At 32.7% G+C, this 24,380-nt stretch carries 22 protein-coding genes; 21 read left to right on the top strand and 1 reads right to left on the bottom strand.

The features are described from left to right. The first annotated feature begins 1 nt into the window (after position 1). From kdpDN to THYS13_RS06110, 21 genes are all read left to right on the top strand, one after another. A complete protein-coding gene (gene kdpDN / locus THYS13_RS06210) occupies positions 2–1,129 on the top strand; it encodes a KdpD-like non-kinase potassium sensor (protein ID WP_201035659.1) in 1,128 nt (375 codons plus the stop codon). Positions 1,130–1,202: 73 nt separating this feature from the next. After that, positions 1,203–1,481, top strand: coding sequence for a hypothetical protein (locus tag THYS13_RS06205; protein ID WP_042833623.1), 279 nt, complete (start codon positions 1,203–1,205; stop codon positions 1,479–1,481). After that, positions 1,478–2,038, top strand: a complete 561-nt coding sequence (cas4, locus tag THYS13_RS06200; protein WP_042833622.1) for a CRISPR-associated protein Cas4 — start codon at positions 1,478–1,480, stop codon at positions 2,036–2,038. The genes THYS13_RS06205 and cas4 overlap by 4 nt, the downstream gene beginning before the upstream one ends. Positions 2,039–2,109: 71 nt before the next feature. Further along, positions 2,110–2,994 carry a delta-lactam-biosynthetic de-N-acetylase gene (pdaA, locus tag THYS13_RS06195; protein WP_042833621.1) on the top strand — a complete coding sequence of 295 codons (885 nt, stop codon included), beginning with the start codon at positions 2,110–2,112 and terminating at the stop codon, positions 2,992–2,994. Positions 2,995–3,063: 69 nt separating this feature from the next. Continuing rightward, positions 3,064–4,098 carry a lysylphosphatidylglycerol synthase transmembrane domain-containing protein gene (locus THYS13_RS06190; protein WP_082990376.1) on the top strand — a complete coding sequence of 345 codons (1,035 nt, stop codon included), beginning with the start codon at positions 3,064–3,066 and terminating at the stop codon, positions 4,096–4,098. 132 nt (positions 4,099–4,230) lie between these two features. Continuing rightward, positions 4,231–4,800, top strand: a complete 570-nt coding sequence (locus tag THYS13_RS06185) for a glycerol-3-phosphate responsive antiterminator (RefSeq protein ID WP_042833620.1) — start codon at positions 4,231–4,233, stop codon at positions 4,798–4,800. Positions 4,801–4,880: 80 nt separating this feature from the next. Then, a complete protein-coding gene (locus THYS13_RS06180; RefSeq protein WP_042833619.1) occupies positions 4,881–5,612 on the top strand; it encodes an MIP/aquaporin family protein in 732 nt (243 codons plus the stop codon). 82 nt (positions 5,613–5,694) lie between these two features. Continuing rightward, positions 5,695–7,188, top strand: coding sequence for a glycerol kinase GlpK (gene glpK / locus THYS13_RS06175; protein WP_042833618.1), 1,494 nt, complete (start codon positions 5,695–5,697; stop codon positions 7,186–7,188). Positions 7,189–7,354: 166 nt separating this feature from the next. Next, a complete protein-coding gene (locus tag THYS13_RS06170) occupies positions 7,355–8,857 on the top strand; it encodes an NAD(P)/FAD-dependent oxidoreductase (protein ID WP_042833617.1) in 1,503 nt (500 codons plus the stop codon). Further along, positions 8,850–10,109, top strand: a complete 1,260-nt coding sequence (locus THYS13_RS06165) for an NAD(P)/FAD-dependent oxidoreductase (RefSeq protein WP_042833616.1) — start codon at positions 8,850–8,852, stop codon at positions 10,107–10,109. The genes THYS13_RS06170 and THYS13_RS06165 overlap by 8 nt, the downstream gene beginning before the upstream one ends. Position 10,110: 1 nt before the next feature. After that, positions 10,111–10,476 carry a DUF1667 domain-containing protein gene (locus THYS13_RS06160; RefSeq protein WP_042833615.1) on the top strand — a complete coding sequence of 122 codons (366 nt, stop codon included), beginning with the start codon at positions 10,111–10,113 and terminating at the stop codon, positions 10,474–10,476. A gap of 19 nt (positions 10,477–10,495) precedes the next feature. Further along, the gene (locus THYS13_RS06155) at positions 10,496–12,130 is read left to right on the top strand and encodes a sigma 54-interacting transcriptional regulator (protein WP_042833614.1); all 1,635 of its coding nucleotides are present in this window, start codon (positions 10,496–10,498) and stop codon (positions 12,128–12,130) included. 144 nt (positions 12,131–12,274) lie between these two features. Next, complete coding sequence (gene dhaK / locus THYS13_RS06150; RefSeq protein ID WP_042833613.1) at positions 12,275–13,273, top strand: dihydroxyacetone kinase subunit DhaK; 999 nt, start codon at positions 12,275–12,277, stop codon at positions 13,271–13,273. Between the two features lie 18 nt (positions 13,274–13,291). Next, positions 13,292–13,930 carry a dihydroxyacetone kinase subunit DhaL gene (gene dhaL, locus THYS13_RS06145; RefSeq protein WP_042833612.1) on the top strand — a complete coding sequence of 213 codons (639 nt, stop codon included), beginning with the start codon at positions 13,292–13,294 and terminating at the stop codon, positions 13,928–13,930. A 14-nt stretch (positions 13,931–13,944) separates the two neighbouring features. Beyond that, a complete protein-coding gene (gene dhaM, locus THYS13_RS06140) occupies positions 13,945–14,337 on the top strand; it encodes a dihydroxyacetone kinase phosphoryl donor subunit DhaM (protein ID WP_042833611.1) in 393 nt (130 codons plus the stop codon). Between the two features lie 199 nt (positions 14,338–14,536). Then, the gene (locus THYS13_RS06135; RefSeq protein WP_042833610.1) at positions 14,537–16,387 is read left to right on the top strand and encodes an MBL fold metallo-hydrolase; all 1,851 of its coding nucleotides are present in this window, start codon (positions 14,537–14,539) and stop codon (positions 16,385–16,387) included. 10 nt (positions 16,388–16,397) lie between these two features. Further along, on the top strand, positions 16,398–17,978 hold the full coding sequence (locus THYS13_RS06130; RefSeq protein ID WP_042833609.1) for an Hsp70 family protein: 1,581 nt from the start codon (positions 16,398–16,400) through the stop codon (positions 17,976–17,978). Continuing rightward, entirely contained in the window at positions 17,968–19,545 is a 1,578-nt protein-coding gene (locus THYS13_RS06125) for a HEAT repeat domain-containing protein (protein ID WP_042833608.1), read from the top strand. The genes THYS13_RS06130 and THYS13_RS06125 overlap by 11 nt, the downstream gene beginning before the upstream one ends. A 12-nt stretch (positions 19,546–19,557) precedes the next feature. Further along, a complete protein-coding gene (locus THYS13_RS06120; RefSeq protein WP_042833607.1) occupies positions 19,558–20,508 on the top strand; it encodes a hypothetical protein in 951 nt (316 codons plus the stop codon). 11 nt (positions 20,509–20,519) lie between these two features. Continuing rightward, positions 20,520–22,016: a hypothetical protein gene (locus THYS13_RS06115; protein WP_042833606.1), complete on the top strand. Its 1,497-nt coding sequence runs from the start codon at positions 20,520–20,522 to the stop codon at positions 22,014–22,016. 2 nt (positions 22,017–22,018) lie between these two features. After that, entirely contained in the window at positions 22,019–22,708 is a 690-nt protein-coding gene (locus THYS13_RS06110; RefSeq protein ID WP_042833605.1) for a TIGR01906 family membrane protein, read from the top strand. A gap of 14 nt (positions 22,709–22,722) precedes the next feature. Here the strand turns inward: THYS13_RS06110 and THYS13_RS06105 are convergent, their stop codons facing one another. Next, entirely contained in the window at positions 22,723–24,255 is a 1,533-nt protein-coding gene (locus THYS13_RS06105) for an ATP-dependent metallopeptidase FtsH/Yme1/Tma family protein (RefSeq protein WP_042833604.1), read from the bottom strand. Positions 24,256–24,380: the final 125 nt, after the last annotated feature.

Genomic DNA, 24,380 nt, shown 5'->3' with positions numbered 1-24,380 from the left:
TATGATGGCAAAAAAGTCCCCTGATTATTTTTTAAGAGAAATAGAAAGAGCTAATAAAGGAAGGCTGAAAATTTATCTTGGAGCGGCTCCCGGTGTTGGCAAGACCTATCACATGTTGCAAGATGCCAATGAAATGAAGGCAAGAGGTATAGATGTGGTAATAGGTTTTGTAGAAACCTATGGAAGAAAAGACACTGAGGAGCAGATAGGGGACCTTGAAATTATTCCGTTAAAGGAAATAAATTACAAAGGTGCAATTATTAAGGAAATGGATTTGGAGGCTATTTTAAGGAGAAAACCCCAGGTTGTGGTGGTAGACGAATTAGCTCATACAAATGCGCCTGGTTCTAAAAATGAAAAGAGATATCAAGATGTTTTGGAGCTTATTGATAACGGCATAAGTGTGATGACTGCTGTTAACATCCAGCATTTTGAAAGTCTTAATGACTATATAAACCGCATGACAAATGTAAGGGTAAGAGAAACTATTCCTGACAAACTTCTGGAAATATGCGATGAAGTAGAAGTAGTTGATGTTTCCCCGGAGACTTTGATAGAGAGACTTAAAAATGGAAAGATTTATAGTCACGATAAGATTGAAACTGCTCTTAACAATTTTTTTAGAGTTGGTAACCTTTCCGCGTTAAGAGAACTTACCTTAAGAGAAGTAGCTAATGAGGTTGACGATAGGCTTTTGGAATATAGAAACAGGAAAAACGTTATAGGATTAAAGGGAGCACAAGAAAAGATATTGGTTTGCGTAAATTTAAGATTTAATGCAGAGTATCTGATACGAAGAGGTTATAGGTTAGCTAAAATGCTTAAAGCAGACCTCTTTGTTTTGCATGTTTACAATGATGATGACTTAAGAGACCATAAAAAACTCAAAAAATTAGATGAAATTACAATGCTGTGCAACAAGTTAGAAGCAAAGTTTTATATGGTCAAATCAAATGACCCTGCTAAGGCTATAATAAAGTTTGCTGAAGAAAATGCAATTACTCAAATTGTAGTAGGACAGTCTGTGAGAAGAAGAATTGATGAAATAATAAGGGGTTCTATTGTTAGAAGAATAATGAAAGGTACCAAATTCATAGATGTTCTTGTTGTAGCCGATCCACGGGGGTAAAAATGGGTTTTACCCCGTTTTTTTATATGGTATAATAAGTTTGTAAAAATATTGTTTTTAAAGGTGTTATATTATGAAAAAAGAGGATAAGTATATATCTGCGACAGAGATAAATCAATTTCTTTATTGCCCCTATCAGTGGTATTATATAAAAAAATATGGAATAGAGTATATCAATAGTTTGAGAGAGCCAAAAGAACAAGATTTGCAATTTAGTAACTTTAAGAAAGGGATAGAATATCATGAAAAATATTATAAGGATATTCTAAAATTGCGATATAAAAAGTATGCGATTATTTTTGGAATTATAGCTATTTTATTGATAATTGTGATTATGAGGGTTTTAAAATGATTCTCAATATAGTTTTTTTATTTTTTACTATATATTTGCTTATTCAGTCAGTTATAGAACAGAGGCCTTTTTATAAAAAAATGAGAAGAAGCATAGGATTTCGAGGAGGCAAAATAATCTACATAGATAAATCGCAAGAGGTAAAAGAAAAGGGAGTAGTATATGGGAAGTTATTAAAGTCTGACAAATATGGTTTATCTGGAAAGCCTGATTACATTTATCAGCTGAGAGACGAATTAGTCCCTGTAGAATTAAAAAGTAGTGAAGCTAGTGATTCACCTTATTATAAAGATGTTATGCAGTTAGTTGCATATTTTTTAATAATAGAAGATGTATACCAAAAAAGAGTAAGAAGAGGGCGAATAGTTTATAGGAATACTATGTTTGAGGTTTATAATAGGCGACACTTAAGAAAAGAACTTTTTAATATATTAAGGCAAATGAAAAAAATGCAAGAAGGAGATTATTCTCCAGAATTAAATCCTTCTTTTGTTTTATGTAAATTCTGCCCTTGCAGAGATACTGTATGTGAAGTATACAAAAATACTTCCAAATAAAGATAGAATATTATGTTTATATAGAGAAAAAATAAAAAAGAAATATAGAAAAATTGAAGTGAGGTATGGTTATGGTAAGGAAAATATTCTCTATCTTAATGGGAATTTTGTTGTGTTTTTCAATTGCTTCTTGTGGAATAGCTAAAAAAGACATTACAAGGGCAGAAACACAAAAAGTGCAAGACAAAGTTTTACAAAAGCCTGCGGAGAAACCTAAAGAAAAGGTGTCTAATACGGTTAACAAGACTGTTTATACCAACACAGAAAATCTGGATAACACTTTGTATAGTTGGGGACTAAGAGTGTTGCCAAATCATCAAACTCCAGAAATTACTTCTCGGGCGATGGAGCTTATAAAAAAATACGATGCGATTTTTGTAGGAGACACGACAAAAAAGGTAGTTTATTTGACGTTTGATGAAGGATATGAAAATGGCTATACACCTAAAATATTAGATATACTCAAAGAAAACAATGTAAAAGCTGCTTTTTTTGTAACTGGGCCCTATGTAAAAGAACAGTCTGATTTAGTTAAAAGGATGGTGGAGGAAGGACATATAGTTGGGAATCACACAGTGAATCATCCAAGCTTACCTACTTTATCTGATGAAAAAGTAAAAAAGGAAATAACTAAGTTAGGAGATATGTTTGAAGAGCTGACAGGTAAAAAGATGAAATATTTTAGACCGCCAAAAGGGGAGTATAGTGAGAGAACCTTGTATATTACAAAATCGTTAGGTTATAGAACAGTTTTTTGGAGTTTAGCGATGGCTGATTGGCAGCCACTTCCTGGAGGACCAGAGGAAAGCTATAATACTGTTATGAAAAGACTACACCCGGGAGCTGTCATACTTTTACATGCTGTTTCAAAAGACAATGCTTTAGCTCTTGATCGAATAATAAAAAGTATTAAAGCCGAGGGATATGAATTTAAAACTCTAGATGATATACCGTGAAAAATGTAAAATAAAGCCTTTGCGATATAGAAAAACCTACATCGCAAAGGCAAAATTGGGGGAATTATTTTGGAGACAATTCTTGAGAAGAAAAATTTATATATGATGGCTTTTGCATTACTTTTAAGCATTGGTTCAATTTTAGTTTTGTTAAAAATTACAGGCGTTAAAGAAATTGAAATGGCTTTTCACATACCTCTTTTTTACCTTGGAATAATTTTCGGGTTGATAATATTAAGCTTGATAGTGGATACTTTGCGAATAAGAGATTTATTGAAAGAATTAGGAGAAAATTTGCCTTTTGATTATCTTTTTAAATTTAACCTTGCGACTTTTTTTATAAGCTACATAACACCTTTTGGTTCAGGAGCTTTACCTCTCATTGTATATTTACTTAGTAAAAAAGGAGTTTCACCAAATAAAAGCTTAATGATTTTTATTGCCAAGCTTTTGTTCTCAGGGATTTTTTTTGGGACTGTACCTCCTATCCTCCTTATTTTCTTTAGGAATCAAATAGAATTAGGAACTGTTCTTTCTTATTTTGCAGTGTTAGTAAGTATATTTTTGGTGTTTTTGTTATTTATATTAATTTATATCATACTAAAACCCCGCTTTGTTATTGGGATTGTTAATAAAATAAGCAATATCTCGTTTTTTGGAAATCCTAAACTGGAAAAGTATTTTGAAAAAATAAAAGAAGAAATCATACTTTATCATAAAAATTTTAATGACCTTTTTATAGGACCTTCCAGTTATAAACTATTTTTTTCTCAATTGTTTTATGCAGTTGCTTATTGGTTACTTTTTTACAGTATTGCTCCGGTTTTATTATTAGCTATGAATATACCTTTTGATTTACTGGCAGTGATTGGAAGGCAACTCATATTTTATGACATTTTGGCGTATAGTTTTATTCCAAGTGGTTCTGGTGTAGTAGAAATAGGTTTTGCAACAATTTTTTCAAATATACTTGCTCCCAGCAAATTGGGAATTTTTGTAGGCATGTGGAGATTTTTTACTTATTATGTTTACTTGGGAATTTCGGCTATAGGATTTTTTATGGCAATAAAAAATCAAGATGCAAGGGGAATGTTAATTAAATAACATTTTGGTACTAATTATCATGATAAAAAATAACGTTTGATATTTTATACCAATAGTTATTTTTTTTTACTCATTTTACTGAAGAGTTTTTTGGCATATTACTTGCATAAGAAAAAAAGTGGGGGTATAAAAATGAGAGAAAAGATTCTGGATGCAATGAGAGACTTCCCAATAATAGCTGCAGTGCGAGAGGCAAAAGATTTAAATACGGCTCTTTCTTCAAATGCACAGGTGATATTTTTACTTACTGGTGACATAATGAACATTTCTGAAATAGTTCAAGAGGTCAAAAGACATGATAAAATTGTTTTTGTGCATTTTGATTTGCTTGAAGGTTTAGGAAAAGACAACAAAGCAGTAGAATATTTGGCTGAAAAAATAAAGCCCCATGGTATAATCTCTACTCGCAATAATATTTTGATACACGCTAAACAATTTGGTTTTTTTTGCATCCAGAGGCTTTTCATTTTAGATTCACAGGCGTTAAAAACAGGACTTTCTTCAGCAAAACAAATAGAAGCAGATTCAATAGAAATACTTCCTGGTATAATGCCCCTAGTAATAAAAGAAATTTCATTTGAATTGCGTCAGCCTGTTATTGCTGGAGGATTAGTCAAGACAAAAGATGAAGTTATAAATGCACTTAAAGCTGGCGCTATTGCCGTATCAACAAGTGAAAAAAATCTGTGGTTTATAGAATGAGAGGGGTGATAGGCTAGAAATACGGCATATTTATTTAAAAATATACTAATTTAAATTTTGGAATTATGGAGGGATATTTTATGAGTGACCTTGCAAAATATGTTGCTGAATTTTTTGGTACTATGATACTTATTTGGTTAGGTGATGGCGTGGTTGCAAACGTTGTCTTAAACAAATCTAAAGGGCAAAGCAGCGGCTGGATTGTAATCACCGCTGGATGGGGATTTGCAGTAATGGTAGCTGTTTATGTAGTCGGATGGATAAGTGGTGCTCACATAAATCCGGCTGTGACAATTGGGTTAGCAGTTATAGGGAAATTCCCATGGAGTCTAGTACCGGGATATATTATTGCACAAGTTTTAGGAGCTTTTGTGGGAGCTATAATTGTTTATTTGATGTACATGGATCATTATGCAGCAACTGACGATTCAACTCTTAAATTGGCGACTTTCTCTACAATACCTGCTATAAGAAATTTGGGGAAGAATTTTATGACTGAGGCATTTGGTACTGCCATGCTTTTAATAGGAATACTGGGTATAACAAATGGCAACAATCAATTAGTTGGGGGATTAGGACCGCTTGTAATTGGTTTACTTATTTGGGCAATAGGTTTAAGCTTAGGTGGACCTACAGGCTATGCAATTAATCCAGCAAGAGACTTTGGGCCAAGGATTGCTCATGCTATTCTTCCTATCCCAGGGAAAGGAGATTCTGATTGGGGATATGGTTTAATAGTTCCAATATTTGGGCCGATAGTTGGAGGAATACTTGGAGCTGTAGTTTACCAACTTATTATGAGTATACACTAATACAAAAGTTTAAAGAGTTTAAATCGGCGAGAATTTATCTCTCGCCGATATGATATTATAAAAATTGTAAGGGGGAAAAAAGATGGCAAAGTACATTATGGCTTTCGACCAAGGGACAACAAGTTCCCGTGCAATAATTTTTGACCATAGCGGTAAAATTATTGCTTCGTTAAACAAGGAGTTTAAGCAAATTTATCCTAAGCCAGGTTGGGTAGAACACGATCCAATGGAAATATGGGAATCCCAAATAGAGGTTGCCAAAGGAGTGATAGAAAAAGCAGGTATTGATCCGGGAGATATTGCAGCTATTGGTATTACAAATCAGAGAGAGACAACTGTGGTGTGGGATAAAAATACAGGAAAACCTATTTACAATGCAATAGTGTGGCAATGTAGAAGAACAGCTCCTATATGCGATGAGCTAAAAAACAAGGGTTTTGACAAGAAAATTAGAGAAAAGACAGGACTTGTAGTAGATGCATATTTTTCAGGAACTAAAGTAAAATGGATTTTGGATAATGTTGAAGGAGCAAGAGAAAAAGCAGAAAAAGGAGAATTGCTTTTTGGAAATATTGATACATGGCTTATTTGGAATTTGACAAGTGGTAAGGTACACGTAACCGACTATTCTAATGCGTCAAGGACGATGATTTTTAACATACATGAACTTAAATGGGATAAAGAGATATTAACTGAACTTAACATACCAGAGCAAATGCTTCCAGAAGTCAAACCTTCCAGTTATGTATATGGCTATACTGATAAAAGTATATTTGGAGTAGAGATACCTATTGCGGGAGATGCGGGAGACCAGCAAGCAGCTTTGTTTGGTCAAGCCTGTTTTAAACCTGGAATGGCAAAGAACACTTATGGAACAGGCTGCTTTATGCTCTTGAATACTGGTGAAAAGGCTGTACCTTCCAATACTGGACTTCTCACTACAATTGCTTGGGGAATTGATGGGAAAGTAGAATATGCTTTAGAGGGTAGTATATTTATAGCAGGTGCTGCGATACAGTGGTTGAGAGACGAACTTAGAATAATTGACAATTCACCGCAAAGTGAAGAATATGCGCTGAAAGTTGAAGACACAAACGGTGTATATGTTGTTCCTGCTTTTGTAGGACTTGGAGCACCTTATTGGGATATGTATGCAAGGGGCACGATTGTAGGACTTACAAGAGGCGCAAAGAGAGAGCATATAATAAGGGCAACACTGGAGTCTATTGCTTATCAAACAAGAGATGTATTAGAGGCTATGCAAGAGGATTCAGGAATCAAATTACAAGCTTTAAAAGTTGACGGTGGAGCAAGTGCTAATAACTTCTTGATGCAATTCCAATCTGACATTTTAGGTGTTCCAGTTGACAGACCACAAGTAATTGAAACTACTGCTCTTGGCGCTTCTTATCTTGCGGGATTGGCAGTAGGATTTTGGAACAACAAAGAAGAAATAGAGAAAAATTGGAATGTTGATAAGCATTTTGAACCAGGTATGGATAATGAAAAGAGGGAAAAATTGTATAAAGGTGGGAAAAAGGCTGTAGAAAGGGCCATGAAATGGGCTGAAGAATAAAATAAAAAATTGATAAAAAGTAGCAGGAATTTTAAAATGTTTGTAGAATATATTTATTAAAGAGAAGAAAAAATAAATATGAGTATGGTGGAGATTTGGAGAACCATATATAGCCGACAGGGTCGGTTATATATGGTTTTTTATCTTTTAAGGAGGTTTTATGACTATGAAAGAAATGTACGATGTTTTGATAATAGGTGCTGGAGTGGTTGGATGTTCAATTGCAAGAGAACTTTCAAAATACAAATTAAAAATATTAGTTGTAGAAAAAGGTGAAGATGTGGCTTCAGAAGGAGCTTCTAAAGCTAATAGTGCAATACTACATGCGGGTTATGACCCTGTACCTGGTAGTTTAAAAGCTAAATTAAATGTGCGAGGAAACGAAATGTACGATGTTCTGTGCAAAGATTTAGACGTTCCAATAAAGCGAACTGGTTCTTTAGTGGCAGCTTTTTCTGAAGAAGAGGTAAAAGAGCTATATGAGTTGTTTGATAGAGGAATAAAAAATGGTGTCAAAGGGTTGTCTCTCATTACAAAAGATATGGTCAAAGAGATAGAACCACATATAAATGACACTGTAGTTGCAGCTTTGTATGCAAAAACAGCAGGAATAATATGTCCTTATGGATATACTATTGCTGTGGCAGAAAATGCTGCGCAAAATGGAGCAGAATTTGTTTTTAATTCAGAAGTAATTGATATCAAAAAAAATGGGGACTTCTTTATAGTAAAAACTCACAAAGAAGAATTTTACAGTAAATATGTTGTCAATGCTGCAGGACTTTATTCAGATGTCATAAATAATATGGTAGGTGCGAAACCATTTTCTGTGCATCCTAGAAAAGGAGAATATCTGATATTAGATAAAGACCAAGGATATCTTGCAAGGACAGTAATATTCCAGGTTCCAACTAAAATGGGTAAAGGAATACTAGTTTCTCCTACAGTTGATGGAAATCTATTGATAGGACCTACTTCAGAAGACATACAAGATAAAGAATTTAAAGCAACTACCAGAGAAGGGCTCAATAAAGCAATTACAGTTGCAAAAAGAAGTGTGGATAAATTTGATGTCAGAAAGACTATCACTCAGTTTACAGGACTTAGAGCGACTCCTGATACAGAAGACAAAGACTTTATAATTGGAGAATCTGATGTGAAAGGATTTATAAATGCTGCTGGAATAGAATCTCCTGGTTTTACTGCGGCTCCTGCTATCGCTGAAATGATAAGGGATATACTTAAAGATGCTGGACTTCAGTTGATTGAAAAAGTAGATTTTAACCCAAAAAGAAGACCAGTCATAAGATTTACTGAACTTTCAGACGAGGAAAGAAACAAGCTTATAAAAGAAAATCCTGCTTATGGAAGAATAATATGCAGATGTGAGACAGTGACAGAAGGAGAGATAATAGATGCGATAAGAAGACCTGTAGGTGCAAAATCTTTAGATGGTGTTAAAAGGCGTGTAAGAGCTGGGATGGGAAGATGCCAGGGAAGTTTTTGTGGGCCGAGAGTTGTTGAAATATTAGCAAGAGAACTTAATATTTCTCCTCTTGATGTTACAAAGCATGGAAGAAATTCGAACATACTAACTGCAGAGACAAAAAAATTTTTATTAGAAAAAGCATCGGAGGTTTTAAAGAAAGAGGTGTATGAGAATGCTTAACTATGATATAGTCATAATAGGTGGTGGCCCTGCAGGCTTGGGTGCTGCTGTAGAAGCCTATGAAAAGGGTGTAAAAAATATAGTCATAATTGAAAGAGATAAATATCTTGGGGGTATTTTAGAGCAGTGCATACACAATGGATTTGGACTTCAGGAATTTAAAGAAGAATTGACAGGACCAGAATATGCACAAAGATTCATTGATAAAGTAGAAGAATATGACATAAATGTAATGTTGGAAACTATGGTTTTGGAAATAACTCCTGATAGAATTGTAAAAGCTGTTAATTCTAAGGAAGGTGTGTTCACAATAAAAGCTGGAGCTATAATTTTAGCTATGGGATGCAGGGAAAGGCCGAGAGGTGCTATTATGATACCTGGCACTCGCCCAGCAGGTATTCTCACAGCAGGTACTGCTCAGAGGTATGTAAATATGGAAGGATATCTTCCAGGGAAAGAAATAGTGATATTAGGTTCTGGTGATGTTGGGCTTATTATGGCGAGAAGGCTTACATTAGAAGGAGCAAAAGTCAAAGCAGTTGTAGAACTCATGCCTTACTCTAGTGGACTTACAAGAAACATCGTTCAGTGTTTAGAGGACTTTAATATTCCTCTTCTTTTAAGTCATACTGTCATTGAAATTCACGGCAAAGACAGGGTAGAAGGAGTTACAATTGCCAAAGTTGATGAAAATAGAGAGCCAATTATGGAGACTGCACAGTATATAAGTTGTGATACGTTAATACTTTCTGTTGGCTTGATTCCTGAAAATGAGCTCTCTCAAAAGGCCGGTATAGAGCTAGACCCTATAACAGGAGGACCTATTGTAAATGAAATGTTAGAAACAAGTGTTCCTGGAATTTTTGCTTGTGGCAATGTCCTTCAAGTTCACGACTTAGTTGACAATGTTACTGCAGAAGCGAGATTGGCAGCTAATTCAGCAATACGATTTATTCGAGAAGGTGAATTTGGAAAAAGCAATATTTTTGTAAAAGCTGGTAATGGCATACGTTATGTTGTTCCGCAAAAGATAAATGTAGATAACATAGAAAAAAGGATAAAATTCAGAATGAGACCTGTTAACGTTTATAACAATGCTATGTTAGCAGTAAAGTCAGGAGACAAATATTTACTAAGACAAAAAAGGCAGCGCTTAACCCCTGGTGAAATGATTGATGTAAATTTAAGTAAAGACATACTAAAAAATGTAAATGTTGAAGAAGGTATTGTCTTTTTAGTTGAGGAGGGATAAAATGGAACTAAAAGAAATTACATGTATAGTATGCCCCTTGGGCTGCAGGATACAAGTTGAAATGGAAGGAGGGGAGATAAAAAGCGTAAAGGGATATTCTTGTTCTAGAGGATTAGAATATGCTAAAAATGAAGTTACTATGCCTAAAAGGACTATTACTACAAGTGTGAGAACGATAGGGGGACATCTTCCACTCTTATCAGTTAGGACAAAAGAGCCTGTTCCAAAAGAAAAGATACAAGAAATAATGCTTGAATTGGCCAAGGTAGAGGTTAAAGCTCCTGTAAAAATAGGAGATGTAGTGTTGAAGAACATTTTAGGTACGGGGGTTGACATAATTGCTACAAGAAACCTTTATGTAAAATAAGTTTTTGTGTGGTGATAAAATGGAGGGAAGAAGGGAAATATTAAGAACTCCTGTGAGCATCCATTCTCAGATTGCTGCCCATATTGTTCAAAAGGTTAGTCACATAAGCAGACAAAACAATGTAAGCATATTTTTAAGGAAGATAAATGACAATAGGTTGATTCCTGCAAATAGTATGTTATCAATGGTGACTTTTTTTGCTTCTCGGGGAGAAGAAATAGAAGTAGTGGTAGAAGGAGCAAATGTGGACAATGCTATAAAAGAGTTTAAAGGCTTTTTTTACAACGAGTTAGGGAAAGAAAAGGAAGAAAAAACTACTTATGAACTTTTAAGAAATACCTCAATAGCCTATGAGAAAATATTTAATTCTATTGGCTCAGGACTTATAGTTACTGATGAAAATGGGGCAATAATGATTTTTAACAAAGCAGCTGAAAGTATTACAGGGATTAATATGGACCAGGCTATAGGGAAAAAAATACAAGAAGTGATGTCGGATATAAAAATTGCTGATGTGTTAAAAACTGGCAAAGAAGAGATGAATAAAAAACTAAAAATAGGCACAAATGTGGTGTTAACAAATATAACACCTATTTATACAGGTACAAAAATAGAAGGGGCGGTTATAGTATTTTATGACTTCCCTCAAATAGAATATTTGGAAAATGAGCTAAAAAGAGACAGAAAACTGGACAAAGCATTTGATATAATAATAGGCAATAGTGGAAAATTAAAAGACGCTCTTACTATTGCTTCTAAAGCCGCAGAAACTGATTCAACGGTCCTCATAAGAGGGGAAAGTGGAACGGGGAAAGAGCTGGTGGCTAATGCAATACATTATGCCAGTAAGAGAAAGGATAGACCATTTATAAGGGTAAATTGTGCGGCTATTCCTGTGACTCTATTGGAGAGTGAACTTTTTGGGCATGAAAGAGGAGCTTTTACTGGAGCTGTAACTCAAAAGATAGGAAAATTCGAATTGGCAGATGGAGGAACGATATTTCTTGATGAAATAGGAGATATTCCACCTGAGATTCAAGTAAAGCTTTTGAGAGTGATTCAAGAAAAGGAATTTGAAAGAGTAGGGGGAATAAAAACTATAAAAGTAGATGTGAGGATAATTGCAGCTACAAATAAAGATTTAGAAAAAGCTATAAGAGATGGAGCTTTTAGGGAAGACTTATATTACAGGCTGAATGTCATACCTGTAATTTTGCCCCCATTAAGGGAAAGAAGAGGAGATATTCCTCTACTTGTCGAACATTTTATAGAAAAGTTGAACAAAAAACTAAACAAAAGTGTAAAAAAGGTTACGAAAAAAGCTATGCAAGCATTGATATATTATGATTGGCCTGGGAATATACGAGAATTAGAAAATATAATTGAAAGGTGTATAACATTAAGCGATACTGATTACATCGATTATGAAGATTTGCCCCAATATATTCGAAATGAAACTACTAATGTATCAGATGATGATATTATTTATCTTGGAGAAAATAGTGAGCTACTTACAATGGAGGAATATGAGTACAAAATAATAAAGGCTGCGCTACAAAGATATAAAAGCTTTAATAAAGCAGGAAAAATTTTAGGACTTACCCATAAAACTATTGCTGCAAAAGCAAGGAAATTTGGACTTGTTGATAGATAATACCAAAAGAAATAAATAGTTGATACTTTTTACCAAAATAGCCTTTGAAGGCTATTTTTTTATTACCTGTTCGCTACAATTTATTTGATGGCACGTAAATTGCATTTAAAAAATAACAAAAGTAAATTTAGGAGGAGGTAAATTATGAAAAAGTTGATTAATAATCCTAATGATGTGGTGAAAGAAATGATAGAAGGTTTGCTGGCTGCTCACCCATCTTACCTGAGAAAACTTGACAACATAGATGTAATTGTCAGAAAAGACGCACCTGTAGAAGGAAAAGTTGGACTTGTAAGTGGTGGTGGCAGTGGCCATGAGCCTGCTCATGCAGGATATGTGGGTTATGGAATGTTAGATGCGGCTTGCCCTGGTGCTGTCTTTACTTCACCTACACCTGACCAAATTTATGAAGCGATTAAGGCAGTGGATGGAGGAAAAGGAGTATTACTGATTATTAAAAATTACACAGGTGACGTAATGAATTTTGAAATGGCTAGAGAAATGGCACAGATGGAGGGAATAGAAGTAGATGAAGTGATAGTGAACGATGATGTTGCAGTAGAAAATAGTACTTGGACGCAGGGAAGACGTGGCATTGCTGGAACTGTGTTTGTTCATAAAATTGCTGGAGCAAAGGCACAAGAAGGGGCTAGCTTACAAGAAGTAAAAAGAGTGGCTGAGAAAGTAATTGCAAATGTAAGGTCAATGGGAATGGCACTAACACCTTGTACTGTTCCAGCAGCAGGGAAACCCAGCTTTACTCTTGCAGAAGATGAGATGGAGATTGGTATAGGAATACATGGAGAGCCTGGAACTCACAGAGAAAAAATAAAACCTGCAGATGAAATAGTAGAACATTTAATGGAGAAAATAATAAATGACCTGCCTTATAAAGAAAATGACGAGGTTGCTGTTATGATAAACGGGCTTGGTGCAACTCCTTTAATGGAGCTTTATGTTGCGAACAGGAAAGTAGCAAAAATCTTAGAGAGTAAGAAGATCAAAGTTTACAAAACATACGTGGGAGAATTTATGACCTCTCTTGAAATGAGTGGATTTTCTATAACATTATTAAAATTAGATGAAGAACTTAAAACATTGTTAGATGCGAAGGCTGATACACCTGCTTTCAAACAATTATAAATTTTTAGGAGGTAGAAGATGGTTATCACAAAAAATGATGTCCTAAAAATTGTGGACAAAATTGTAGAGGTTATAAAACAAAATAAAGAGTACCTTACAGAGTTGGATGCTGCTATTGGTGATGCGGACCACGGAATAAATTTAGATAGAGGATTTGATGCCGTAAAGCAAAAATTGGCCACATTGCCTGAAACTACTGATATAGGGACAATATTAAAAACTATAGGAATGACACTTGTATCAACGGTGGGAGGAGCTTCTGGCCCTTTATATGGTACAGCTTTTATGAGGGCTGGCCAAGTAGTTCAGGGTAAAAATGAACTTTTTGAAGAGGATATAGTTAAAATCTTTGAAGCTGCTTTAGATGGCATCAAACAAAGAGGAAAAGCCGAAGCAGGAGACAAGACTATGATAGATTCTATTGAACCTGCATATAAAGCTTTAAAAGATAGTTTAGAGAACAACATTGCATTACCTGAAGCATTAAATAGAGCAGCTAATGCTGCAAAAGAGGGAATGGAATACACTAAGAATATTTCTGCAAGAAAAGGAAGAGCAAGTTACTTAGGAGAAAGAAGCATTGGACACTTGGATCCAGGGGCAACATCAGCATATTTGATGATAAAGTCTTTTTCTGATGTTGTCAATTTATCATGATGGTGGAGGAAAAAATGGTTGGAATAGTATTAGTCTCTCACTCAAGAAAAATAGTAGAGGGAATTTATGAACTTGCAAGCCAAATGACAGGTGGAAAAGTTCCCATAGGGATAGCTGGCGGGACACAAGATGGCAGATTGGGAACAGATGCTACAGAGATAATGGAGGAAATTAAAAAAGTAGATAAAGGAGAAGGAATAGTAGTTCTAGTTGATATTGGAAGTGCTGTAATGAGTGCGCAAATGGCAATAGAACTCCTGGGAGAGGAATATGAAGGGAAAGTAAAAATTGCCGATGCACCTTTAGTGGAGGGAGCAATTGCAGCTAGCGTAGAGGCTTCTATAGGTAGTGATTTTGATAAAGTTCTTTTAGTGGCAGAAGAAGCAAAAAAACTTAATAAATTGTAATAGTTTTTTAGTCTGGACAAAATCCAGACTTATTTTTTGTGTAGAATTTTTACTCAAAAGGTATTAAAATAGAAACATAGGGAGGTGGTGAGATACGTCATTTTTAAATATTTATGATGTATACGATAACAACCTGAAAAAATTTATAGAAAAGGAGGATTATGTAAATGCTTATTGGTATGTTTTTCAGCAAAAAAGTTTGGTAAAAAAATTGGACAAAAAATTATATGAATATTTGCTGCTGTGGCAGATAATACTTGAAATTTATATTGGTATTCCTGAAGAAGCAAAAGAGCATTTTTTTGAGCTAAAAAGCGAATTAGAAATTGATGAACATAATTTAGCTTTGTTTGTAAAAAGTGTGATTCTTTTAGATTTGGTAGAAGAATCTTTAAAAACAAAAAATCTTTTTGAAACATTAATGAATTATACTGAGGAAGACCAATGGATAAAATTTTATTTATTGTTACTTTCTTTTAAAAATAAAAGAAGGATTTTAGAAGTTTTGGAAGAATTACTTTATATGGAGAAAAAAGTAGAAGATAAATTGTTACTGCCTAAAATATATGGACTTATAGCTGAAATATACGAAGAAATTGGTGAAATAAAAGGACACCAATTCTTAGATAAAGCTTATAAATTAAATCCTCAAGACTTATATATATTACGGTTAAAATTAAAATATGGCCTTATTAGTGAAGAAGAAAAACAATATCTTAAACTTTATCGCTTGTTTCCAGAAAATTCAAGGTTAATAAATGAATATTACCATAAAACCATAAAAAATTTTAACTCCATCCATAACTTTAAATTTTTTTGTTGGGGCGGGGATAATATTGGTGCTAGCTCTTATTTGGTATCCTATGAGGGAATAAATATTTTACTAGATGCGGGAGCTTTGATTAAGGATAAAACCTTATATTACAATTCTATAAAAAATTTACCTGTAGATATTAAAGATATTGATTTGGTAATTATTACTCATGCTCATTTAGACCATTCTGCAGGAATTGTGGAATTATTAAGAAAAGGTTTAAACTCTCCGATTATAATGTCAAGATCTACTAAAGAAATTTTGAAGCAAATATTTTTGCGGGGACATACAAGATTAGAGATAAAAATAGAAGAGGAGATTATAAATTTTGACAGTCAGATTATAAGTTTTGATACAGAAGAAGAAAGTAGTTTTAGAATAAAAAATAAAGAAGTAAAACTTAAGTTATTTCCTGCGGGGCATGTCTTAGGGGCTGTAGCTGTGTATGTTGAGATTGAGGGGATAAAAATTTTTTATACAGGTGATTTTACATTAAAAGATGTGGAAAGCAATAAAGGACTTAGATTTCTTCCCAATTTAAAAGTAGATATTTTAATAACTGAAGCTACTTATGGTTACGGCAATAACTTTGGTGTCCAAAATAAGTATTTACAGGATAAATTGATACTTAAGTCGATAGAAAAACTATTGAAAGATGAAGAGAGAATACTTTTGCCTGTATATGCTATTGGTAAAGGGCAAGACCTATTATTATTTTTTAGAAAAACTTTTTCATATATTCCTTTTAATGTCTATGTAGATGGAGATGTAGCATATTTTAGCAAATTATATGAAAATTTTGTTGGGCCCATATATGGGAATGGAATACTAAATGCGGCTGAAAATACTTTATACACTGATAGAAAAGATTTTATAAAAAAGGAAATAACACTGGGCAATTGCGTGATTATCGCCAGTTCAAATGACGTAAAAGAGGGAAGTGCATCTTTTATATATGCTTCTGAAATAAAAAATTTCTCAAAGGGCTGTATTATGAATCTTGATGCTAATAATAGAGAAATTGAAGGTTTAAAAAATTATCAAATTGGAATGTTAAATCATGCAAATATGGTAGACCTATTAGAAACAGTTATAAAGATGGCTCCATCTGCTGTTTTTGTAATTCACAGGGGATACGAAAGTAAGAGTGAAATAACTATAGAAACAATTTTAAAAAGAATTGAAGGAATAAAAGTTTTTGCACCAAAAGAAGGAGAAATAATAGAACTTCAATAGGGGGGAGTTTATGAAAAAATATGTAGGAATAGATTTGGGTACTACGAATACGGTTGCATCAATTTTGGAAATATCTCAAGAAGGGGAATTACTGCCTCGGGTCATAGATATTGGACAGTTTAATGAAGACCATGAATATATTTATGATAAAATATTGCCTTCTTGTTTATATGTAGATGAAAGTGGAAATCAGTATGTGGGCAAAATAGCACAGTATATGAAAGCTAAGAAACCAGAAAGAGTTATTTATAACAGTAAAAATTATATAGGAACGCCAGGTTATTTTTGGGAAATTGATAAAAAACTTTTTTCACCGGAAGAAGTGGCAGCTTTAATATTAAAGGAAGCTAAACAGAGTTTGGAGAGGGAAATTGGTGAAGAAATAGTAAATGCGGTTATAACTGTGCCAGCATCTTTTAATCACGACCAAATTCGGGCGACAAGAAAAGCTGCAAAAATGGCAGGATTTGATGAGCAAAATACTTATTTTATTTCCGAGCCTACAGCAGCACTTCTTGATTTTATAAATACTGAAAAGAAATTGCCACAAAACAAAAGACATTTAGACTTTTCACAACCGAGAAAAATGTTGGTATTCGATTTGGGAGGAGGCACTTGTGATGTCTCGATATTAGAAGTCCAAATGACGGATAAGGACTTCATTGTAGAAGAAATAGCTATCTCTTCCCATACTCTGGTAGGAGGAATAAATTTTGATTTAATGGGGGGCATTTATCTTTTGGAAAAATATTCAAAAGAAATGGGGGATTTATTTGATAATGAAAATGAAAAAAGGCATGTATATAACAGAATGGTTTGGGAGATGGAAAAGGCAAGAAAGTTTTTTAGTATTTCAGGTGGGGAAGGAGTAATATATGAAAATATTATAGAAAATTTTATAAAAGGGAAACCTTATAAGTTTAAAATATCTAGTAAAGAATATGAGGAGTGTATAAGACCTTTATTGGTTAAAGAAGGAAACATGGGATATAATGTCGTAGATCCTATTTTAGATACTTTGGAAAAAGCGGGGCTTATGATTCAAGATATAGATGATATACTTTTGACAGGAGGTATGAGCAATTATAAGCCTGTGCGAAATACAATAGAAAAATTATTTATGAAAAAAGCTCTAATAAGTTTACACCCTATGTTTTCGGTGGCGAGGGGAGCAGCAATCTACCACTATTTAAGCGAAAAACTGGATAAAGGAAATAACAATATCAAAATTGAACCTGTTTTGGCTTCCAATATATACATTGATATAAAGAATGGCTTGCCCTTTTTGATTGTTTCACAAGGTACAAAGGCACCTTATGAAAGAGAGTATGACAAGATTTTAAGAGTAACTAATGCTACGGGGATGCGATTGGATATATTTTCAGGGAAAAATATATGGGACCCAAAGATGAAGCGCTTAAAAAGTCTTCAATTAAATTTTTCAGAGTTAATAAAACCCGGAACGCCTATTTCTCTAAAAGTAAGTTTTGATAGAAATAGGATTTTGACTTTGAGCGCATGGGTAATAGCTTCTACGGAACAAAGAGTCCAAGTGGCTATTGACGAGGAGAGTGAAAACTATGAGCATTGACTGGAAAGAGTTGCTTTTGGAGAATAAAAATATTTTTATAGATGTTTCAAAAGAGGCGATGGATGATGGAATGGAATATTTGGGAGCAAAAAGGCTGAAAGATAAAGATAAAAACTTTAAAAGAGAACTATTTAAATATTATATTACCGAAACTAATGCAAAACTTATTGGAGAAAAAATTCAATTGCTGTCTACTCTTCACCAATCTGCACTAGCTTCTTTAGAAAAAGACATTGTTGAATTAGGGAGAAATATTTTATCAGAAGGGCAAAATCCAATTGAGATGATAGTATATAGTACAAAGGCTTTGGATTTAAGACAAGAAGAAGTTTTTAAAAGAATGGTAAGAATTCTCAAAAATATATCAAATAACAGCGGTGAAGCCCGCGATGCTCTTATCACTATTTTGCAGGAATGGGAATGGGAAGAACAAATTAAACTTGTCCTTCAAACGCTTGGAGAAATAAAAGAAATAAGGGCTTATGAACAGTTAATTACACTTTTAGAAAATGATAATTTAAAGGAAATAGCAGCAGAAACTCTTATAGAATTGGGAGAGAAAAAATGCATTCCTCATATATTGAATATGGTTAATTCTCTTAATGGATTTAATAGCAGAGAAAGACATTTTGCTTTTAAAATTTTAACAAAGCTTGCTGGCTTGGGAGATGAAGCACTAAAGCAGATAATAGAAAGATATTTAGAGAATGAAAATAGCAGCTTGAATATTGTATATTCTAATGTTATAGCGAATTTAAAGGAAAAGGCCGTTGAACATATTGCAGATCTGCTATATGAGGAGAAATATAATCAAAAAGCTGCGATAACACTAGGGAAAATGAGGACAAGTATTGCTACAGAGTATTTACTTAAGGCTTATTATGACCCTAATATAGAAAACAAAATGAATATAGTGATTGGATTAGGATATACGAAAGACGAAAGATGTACAAATATAATGTTGGAAATTTTGAAAGAAGAAAATCAATCGTTAGAGTTAAAGGCTTGTGCTATTACTTCTTTAGCAAATTTGCAAATATTAGAAGCAAAACCTCTGATAAAACAGTTTTTAGAAAATAATTATTTGGCTATTAATGTTTATTCGGCTTTGGTTCAGTTGGGAGAGTTAAAATATCTAAGTAATTTATTCTATTACATTGTAAAACCAGGCTTTCCGGCAGATGAATTGTTAAATGCAATAAAAGAAATTAAAAGATTGAGGGGGCTTAAAAACAGTGACGTAAATAGGCAAATTGCGGAAGGGATAAAGTATATTATTAAAAATGATGATGGTTATGCTTGTATAAACGCTTTAAAAATAATAGAAACAAATCTTGACGAGGAAATAGCACAAGAATTAATACAAAAATTAAAAAATACTGCAAAGGAAGAAATACAGTATTTGATTTATAAAATTTTAGGCAAAAATGCGAAAGGATTAAAAAATATAATTGATGAAAAAATATTTAGTGATGCAATGGAAAGCAATAGTGCTAGGATTAGGTATTTAGCGCAAAAAATCGTTGAAGAGAACTATAAAAAAACAGACAAGCTCATTAAAATGTGAGAAGGTGAAAATATGTTGGAATTAAAAAATATGACAGAAAAGAAATATATAGATATTTTTTTATCTACTCTCCCTTATGATGTGCTTATAAAACCTTTCAAAAAAAATACTAATTTACAGAAAAAGTTGGCCGGTTTTCGATTGATAGAAAGTGCTTCTCCACCTAAAAAGATAATTCCAATTCTCAGAGAAGAGATTTTGAAAGGAAATATAGATGAGGAAATGTTTATAAAAGAGTGGGAAAAAATTTACGAAGATTTGGCGAAGCAGATACAGTTTTTGACTCTTGAAAAAATAGAGGAGAAGGTACCAGAGTTTTTGAGTTTATATAAGCCAGAAATTGTTTTTTCCGCTCTTCTGTTTTCCAAAGGTGAGAGTTATAAAAAAATATTACAGGACTTATCAAATCTAATTGAAGGAGAAAAAGAAAAAATAGAAAAAAATATTGATGGGCAAGAGGGTAGTGATAAGTCAGTAAAAATCAACAAAAAACTATTGAAAGAGATTGAAAAATTACAGGAAAAATTGATTCTGCAGGAAAAAAAGAATATAATGGAGATAGAAAGGCTTACTGAAAAAATAAAAGAGCAAGAAGGAGAAATTTTAAGCTATAAAAATAAAATTTCACAGTTAGAAAAGGAAAAAGAAATGTTAGAAGAGAGAATAGAAAAAATTGGGTTAGAGTTTGAAAAAAGAATGAACAAGATTATTGAAAATGCTTCATCAAAAGAAAGACAAACCGAAAATTTAAAAATCTTTGTGAATAGATTGCTAGTAGAAATTCAACAACAGAAGATAGATTTTAACAATGTTTTGTTTGAAATAAAAGAAATTTTGACTAATATAGAAGAAAAAACAAATTTTTTACTTGCCAACACAGTAGCTCAACTGGCTGTAACTAAAGAAGAACAAGAGTATTCTTTAGTAGAAGACCTGTCGCGAATGTTAAAGATAATTGACTGAGAGGTGTAACAATGCAACAAGATGAAGTAAGAGAATTGCGGGAACAACTCAATAAAACTCCGAAGACGCCAAATGAAATTTCTCTGTTGTTAAAAAGAATAATAAAAAAACAAAAAGAAATAGTACAAATAATCAACATTTTAGAGCTTTTTAATGAGACGGTGTATTTATATCATGTACTATTTAGGAAAAAGAATGTGGCAGATACTTTGGTATATTTGGATAAAGAAACACAAAACATCTTGGAGGTTGTTAAGAATATAGCAAATAATACAAAATATTTTAGCCTTATGGAAGAAAAAATGAAGGAAAATATAGAAAAGACGATTAGAAAATATAAAGAGTATTTTGAAAATGCTATAGATGTTTTGTATGGATATTATGTAGAATCGAGATATGTTAACGAAGTGGTAAGTGATAGAATAAGAGATTTCTTTTCTGAAGAATTGATAGATGAGGAAGAATTTTACGAAAATGTCATTAATTTTATAAATGAGGTTGAAGAGGAAAAAGAAGAAAGAATAAAAGAAATAATATCCAGCATTCCTTTTGCTATGTCTAAAAAACGCTTTTATGAATATTTAACAAAGGGATTGGAGAAGGATTATCCAAATTATGAAGCTTTTTTGGAAAATGTAATAGATATCGAGGAAAATTTTTATGGAAAATTAATAGAAGGCTACGGCGAATTTTTCCCTCGTATTGCTAAGAAAATTGAATACTTACAGTCACTGGATTTTAAAGAGATGACTCGGGAAGAAATAGACGTGTATTTTAGAAAAAGTGTAGAGTTAATAAAAAGTGTTCAAAGTCTAAGAGAGGTTTCTTTTTCTGTTTTAAAAATTATAAATAGACTATTGATAGTATTTTTGTCAGAAAATAAATTTGAAACTTTATTTAAAAAAGAGCCTTTTATTGGGGAGTATATAGATTTTTATGTTAAATTAAATAAAAGTTCTTTAGATTACAAAGAAATAGAAAAAAATATCAAAACTTGTGATAATGTAATTTCTAATTGGTATTTTGAATTGTATAGGTATAATTTACTATTAGGAGAAATTGATTATTCTGATCTGGACATTATGGAAATTATAGATGAGGGTATATTAGGAGACATTGAAACGCTTTCAGAGTATGAAAACTTGCTAAATGATACCAGTGAAATAGTACTCGAGGATAGTCAAATAGAGGAAGAATCTATAGATATGACTCTGATAAAAGGCGAAATAAAAAATGTCATTTCTTTAATTGAAGATATTTCAAGGAACATGAAAAATGAGTATAGAAAAGTGAGATTGAGAAGACTTATGGGAATTATTCCTGTGCCTCAGAATTTTGAAAAAGAAGTCTTGCATTATATAAAAAACTCCATTGAGCTTGACAATTCACAGAGTAGAAAGTTATCTTTTATGCATACAGTAAAGAAAAAAATAGAGCTTTACAAGGATTTAAAAAACCAAAAAAATTTTTATGAAGCTATTATAAAAGGTGCAAAGGATGTTATTTAAAAATGGTGAGGAAAATTATTCATACCTTTCTTAGTAGTGGCATGGTGGTTTCACTGTTTTTGGCTGTTTTTCTTACTAGTTTGCAATATGTGGCTTTTAACGGTAATTTTTATAAAGAGGAATACGAAAAAAATAATGTAATGTCAGTAACTGGCATGAATATTGATGAACTTATGAAAGTAACCAAGATAATGCATAAGTATTTAATGGACAAAGAAGAAACTTTAGATGTAATGGCAAAAATTAATGGCAGTATACAGAGAATGTTTAATGATAGAGAATTGGCTCATATGAAAGATGTAAAAGATCTGTTTCAAATGGGTTTTTTAACAAGGAATATATCGATAATAGTTTTTATACTCATTTTTACATATTTTCTTTTTACAAAATCCTTTTATAAAGCCTTTGATTATCTTTTAAAAGGGACAATATTTATAATAATTCTACTGTTGGTTTTTGCGCTGGCGGTGACTTTGAATTTTGATAATTGGTTTACTGGTTTTCACATTGTATTTTTTGACAATGATTTATGGCAATTAAACGTCGAAACAGATAGACTTATACAAATGTTTCCTTTAGAATTTTTTCAAGATGCTGTGTTTGTAATTTTCAGAAATACTTTTTTTGCTTTTGTAGTCATACTTGGAATAGTATATAGGGTCGTGAAAATGACAAAAAAGCCTGTTTTTTAAATAGGCTTTTTTTGTCATACGCATAAAGTATTTTCTTCTTCCCATAATGCTTCTAATTCTTCTTTTGTAATTGATTCTTTTTCTAAAAGCTTTTCGGCTATTGCATTAACTTTATGTTTATTTTCCAGCAATATTTTTTTGGCAAGTATATAACAGCTATTTATAATTTTGTCAATTTCTTTATCGACAATTTCTGTGGATTTTAACATGTGTAAGTCAAAAACCCTGTTTCCCAATTCACTCATTCCATAATTGCAAACCATCTGATAGGCAATTTTTGTAGCTTCTTTTAAGTCATTTTCGGCTCCTGTTGAGATTTCATTGAATATTATTTCCTCAGAAGCTCTACCTCCTAAAAGCATGGTTATTTTATTTTTTAATTCTGTTTTTGTTAGTAAAAAGGCATCTTCTTTTGGAAAGTTTAATACATATCCTAATGCTTCACCTCGAGGAACGATTGAAATTTTTTCTATAGTATTTACGTTTAAAATTTTTCCAATTAGAGCATGACCCGCTTCATGATACGCAGCAATTGTTCGCTCTTTTTCTAATACAGAAGGATTTTTCTTTTTAAGACCTGCAATTACGCGTTCTAATGCTTCTTCAAATTCTTCCTTTCCAATTTTACTTTTACTTTTCATCACAGCCAGTATTGCTGCTTCGTTACACATAGTAGCCAGATGTGCGCCTGTCATACCGTGAGTTTTTCGTGCTAATTCACTTAAAGATACAGTTTCGTCAAGAGGTTTATTGCGGGTATGTACCTTTAATATTTCCAATCTTGCTTTCATATTAGGTGCTCCAATGTGTATGGTTCTATCGAATCTTCCGGGCCTTAGTAAGGCCTCATCTAACATGTCAATTCTATTAGTTGCTCCTATGACTATAATTCCTTCGTTACTATTAAAACCATCCATTTCTACCAATAGTTGATTTAAAGTTTGATCTTTTTCTGAATTGTTATCAGTGTTTCTCTTTGTTCCTACAGCATCTATCTCATCTATAAAAATAATACTGGGAGCGCTTTTTTTTGCTTTTGCGAAAAGAGATCTTATGCGACTTGCCCCTACTCCTACATATTTCTCTACAAATTCTGAACCGGAAGCACTGATAAAAGTAGAATTAGTTTCACCAGCTAATGCCGTAGCCAAAAGAGTTTTTCCTGTCCCTGGTGGTCCGTAAAATAATATACCTTTGGGAATTTTTGCTCCCATTTTGTTATACTTTTCTGTATTTGTCATAAAGTCGATTATAACTTTTAATTCATCGATCACTTCATCTAAGCCCGCCACATCCTTAAAAGTGATATTGGTTTTTCGATGACTGGCATCTTCATTTGTCTCAGTGATATTGTTATAGTTTACAGGCATGAGCTCCGAAAATTTATTTTTAAATAGTAGGTAGGTTACAACAATTACTGCTGCTGTCAAGATAAAAGAAAGGTTGAGATTTAGATTTGGTTTTACTTCTGAGATAAAAATGTAAATAAAAAGCAAATTTATAAAGATAGAAAGTGCCAAAATAATAATGTGCAAATTCTTTTTCATAATTTCTCGCCCCCACTTTTATTCTGAATGTAGTTTTTGCTTATTAATGCAATTTATTCGTTAATTGCAAGAGTATAAAAAATGATTTTAAAGGCAAAAATGTAAAATAAATGAACAATTAGGAG

The organism is Thermoanaerobacter sp. YS13, from assembly GCF_000806225.2.
Lineage (GTDB): Bacteria > Bacillota > Thermoanaerobacteria > Thermoanaerobacterales > Thermoanaerobacteraceae > Thermoanaerobacter > Thermoanaerobacter uzonensis.
This window is presented reverse-complemented; position numbering and strand designations above follow the sequence as displayed.

Excerpts from the sequence above, each read along its gene's own strand:
- THYS13_RS06160 (WP_042833615.1), top strand. The coding sequence starts at position 10,111 with ATGGAACTAAAAGAAATTACATGTATAGTATGCCCCTTGGGCTGCAGG.
- THYS13_RS06155 (WP_042833614.1), top strand. The coding sequence starts at position 10,496 with ATGGAGGGAAGAAGGGAAATATTAAGAACTCCTGTGAGCATCCATTCT.
- dhaK (WP_042833613.1), top strand. The coding sequence starts at position 12,275 with ATGAAAAAGTTGATTAATAATCCTAATGATGTGGTGAAAGAAATGATA.
- THYS13_RS06180 (WP_042833619.1), top strand. The coding sequence starts at position 4,881 with ATGAGTGACCTTGCAAAATATGTTGCTGAATTTTTTGGTACTATGATA.
- dhaM (WP_042833611.1), top strand. The coding sequence starts at position 13,945 with ATGGTTGGAATAGTATTAGTCTCTCACTCAAGAAAAATAGTAGAGGGA.
- THYS13_RS06205 (WP_042833623.1), top strand. The coding sequence starts at position 1,203 with ATGAAAAAAGAGGATAAGTATATATCTGCGACAGAGATAAATCAATTT.
- THYS13_RS06105 (WP_042833604.1), bottom strand. The coding sequence starts at position 24,255 with ATGAAAAAGAATTTGCACATTATTATTTTGGCACTTTCTATCTTTATA.
- glpK (WP_042833618.1), top strand. The coding sequence starts at position 5,695 with ATGGCAAAGTACATTATGGCTTTCGACCAAGGGACAACAAGTTCCCGT.
- dhaL (WP_042833612.1), top strand. The coding sequence starts at position 13,292 with ATGGTTATCACAAAAAATGATGTCCTAAAAATTGTGGACAAAATTGTA.
- THYS13_RS06170 (WP_042833617.1), top strand. The coding sequence starts at position 7,355 with ATGAAAGAAATGTACGATGTTTTGATAATAGGTGCTGGAGTGGTTGGA.
- THYS13_RS06115 (WP_042833606.1), top strand. The coding sequence starts at position 20,520 with ATGCAACAAGATGAAGTAAGAGAATTGCGGGAACAACTCAATAAAACT.
- kdpDN (WP_201035659.1), top strand. The coding sequence starts at position 2 with ATGATGGCAAAAAAGTCCCCTGATTATTTTTTAAGAGAAATAGAAAGA.
- THYS13_RS06185 (WP_042833620.1), top strand. The coding sequence starts at position 4,231 with ATGAGAGAAAAGATTCTGGATGCAATGAGAGACTTCCCAATAATAGCT.
- THYS13_RS06165 (WP_042833616.1), top strand. The coding sequence starts at position 8,850 with ATGCTTAACTATGATATAGTCATAATAGGTGGTGGCCCTGCAGGCTTG.
- THYS13_RS06125 (WP_042833608.1), top strand. The coding sequence starts at position 17,968 with ATGAGCATTGACTGGAAAGAGTTGCTTTTGGAGAATAAAAATATTTTT.
- THYS13_RS06130 (WP_042833609.1), top strand. The coding sequence starts at position 16,398 with ATGAAAAAATATGTAGGAATAGATTTGGGTACTACGAATACGGTTGCA.
- cas4 (WP_042833622.1), top strand. The coding sequence starts at position 1,478 with ATGATTCTCAATATAGTTTTTTTATTTTTTACTATATATTTGCTTATT.
- THYS13_RS06120 (WP_042833607.1), top strand. The coding sequence starts at position 19,558 with ATGTTGGAATTAAAAAATATGACAGAAAAGAAATATATAGATATTTTT.
- THYS13_RS06110 (WP_042833605.1), top strand. The coding sequence starts at position 22,019 with ATGGTGAGGAAAATTATTCATACCTTTCTTAGTAGTGGCATGGTGGTT.
- pdaA (WP_042833621.1), top strand. The coding sequence starts at position 2,110 with ATGGTAAGGAAAATATTCTCTATCTTAATGGGAATTTTGTTGTGTTTT.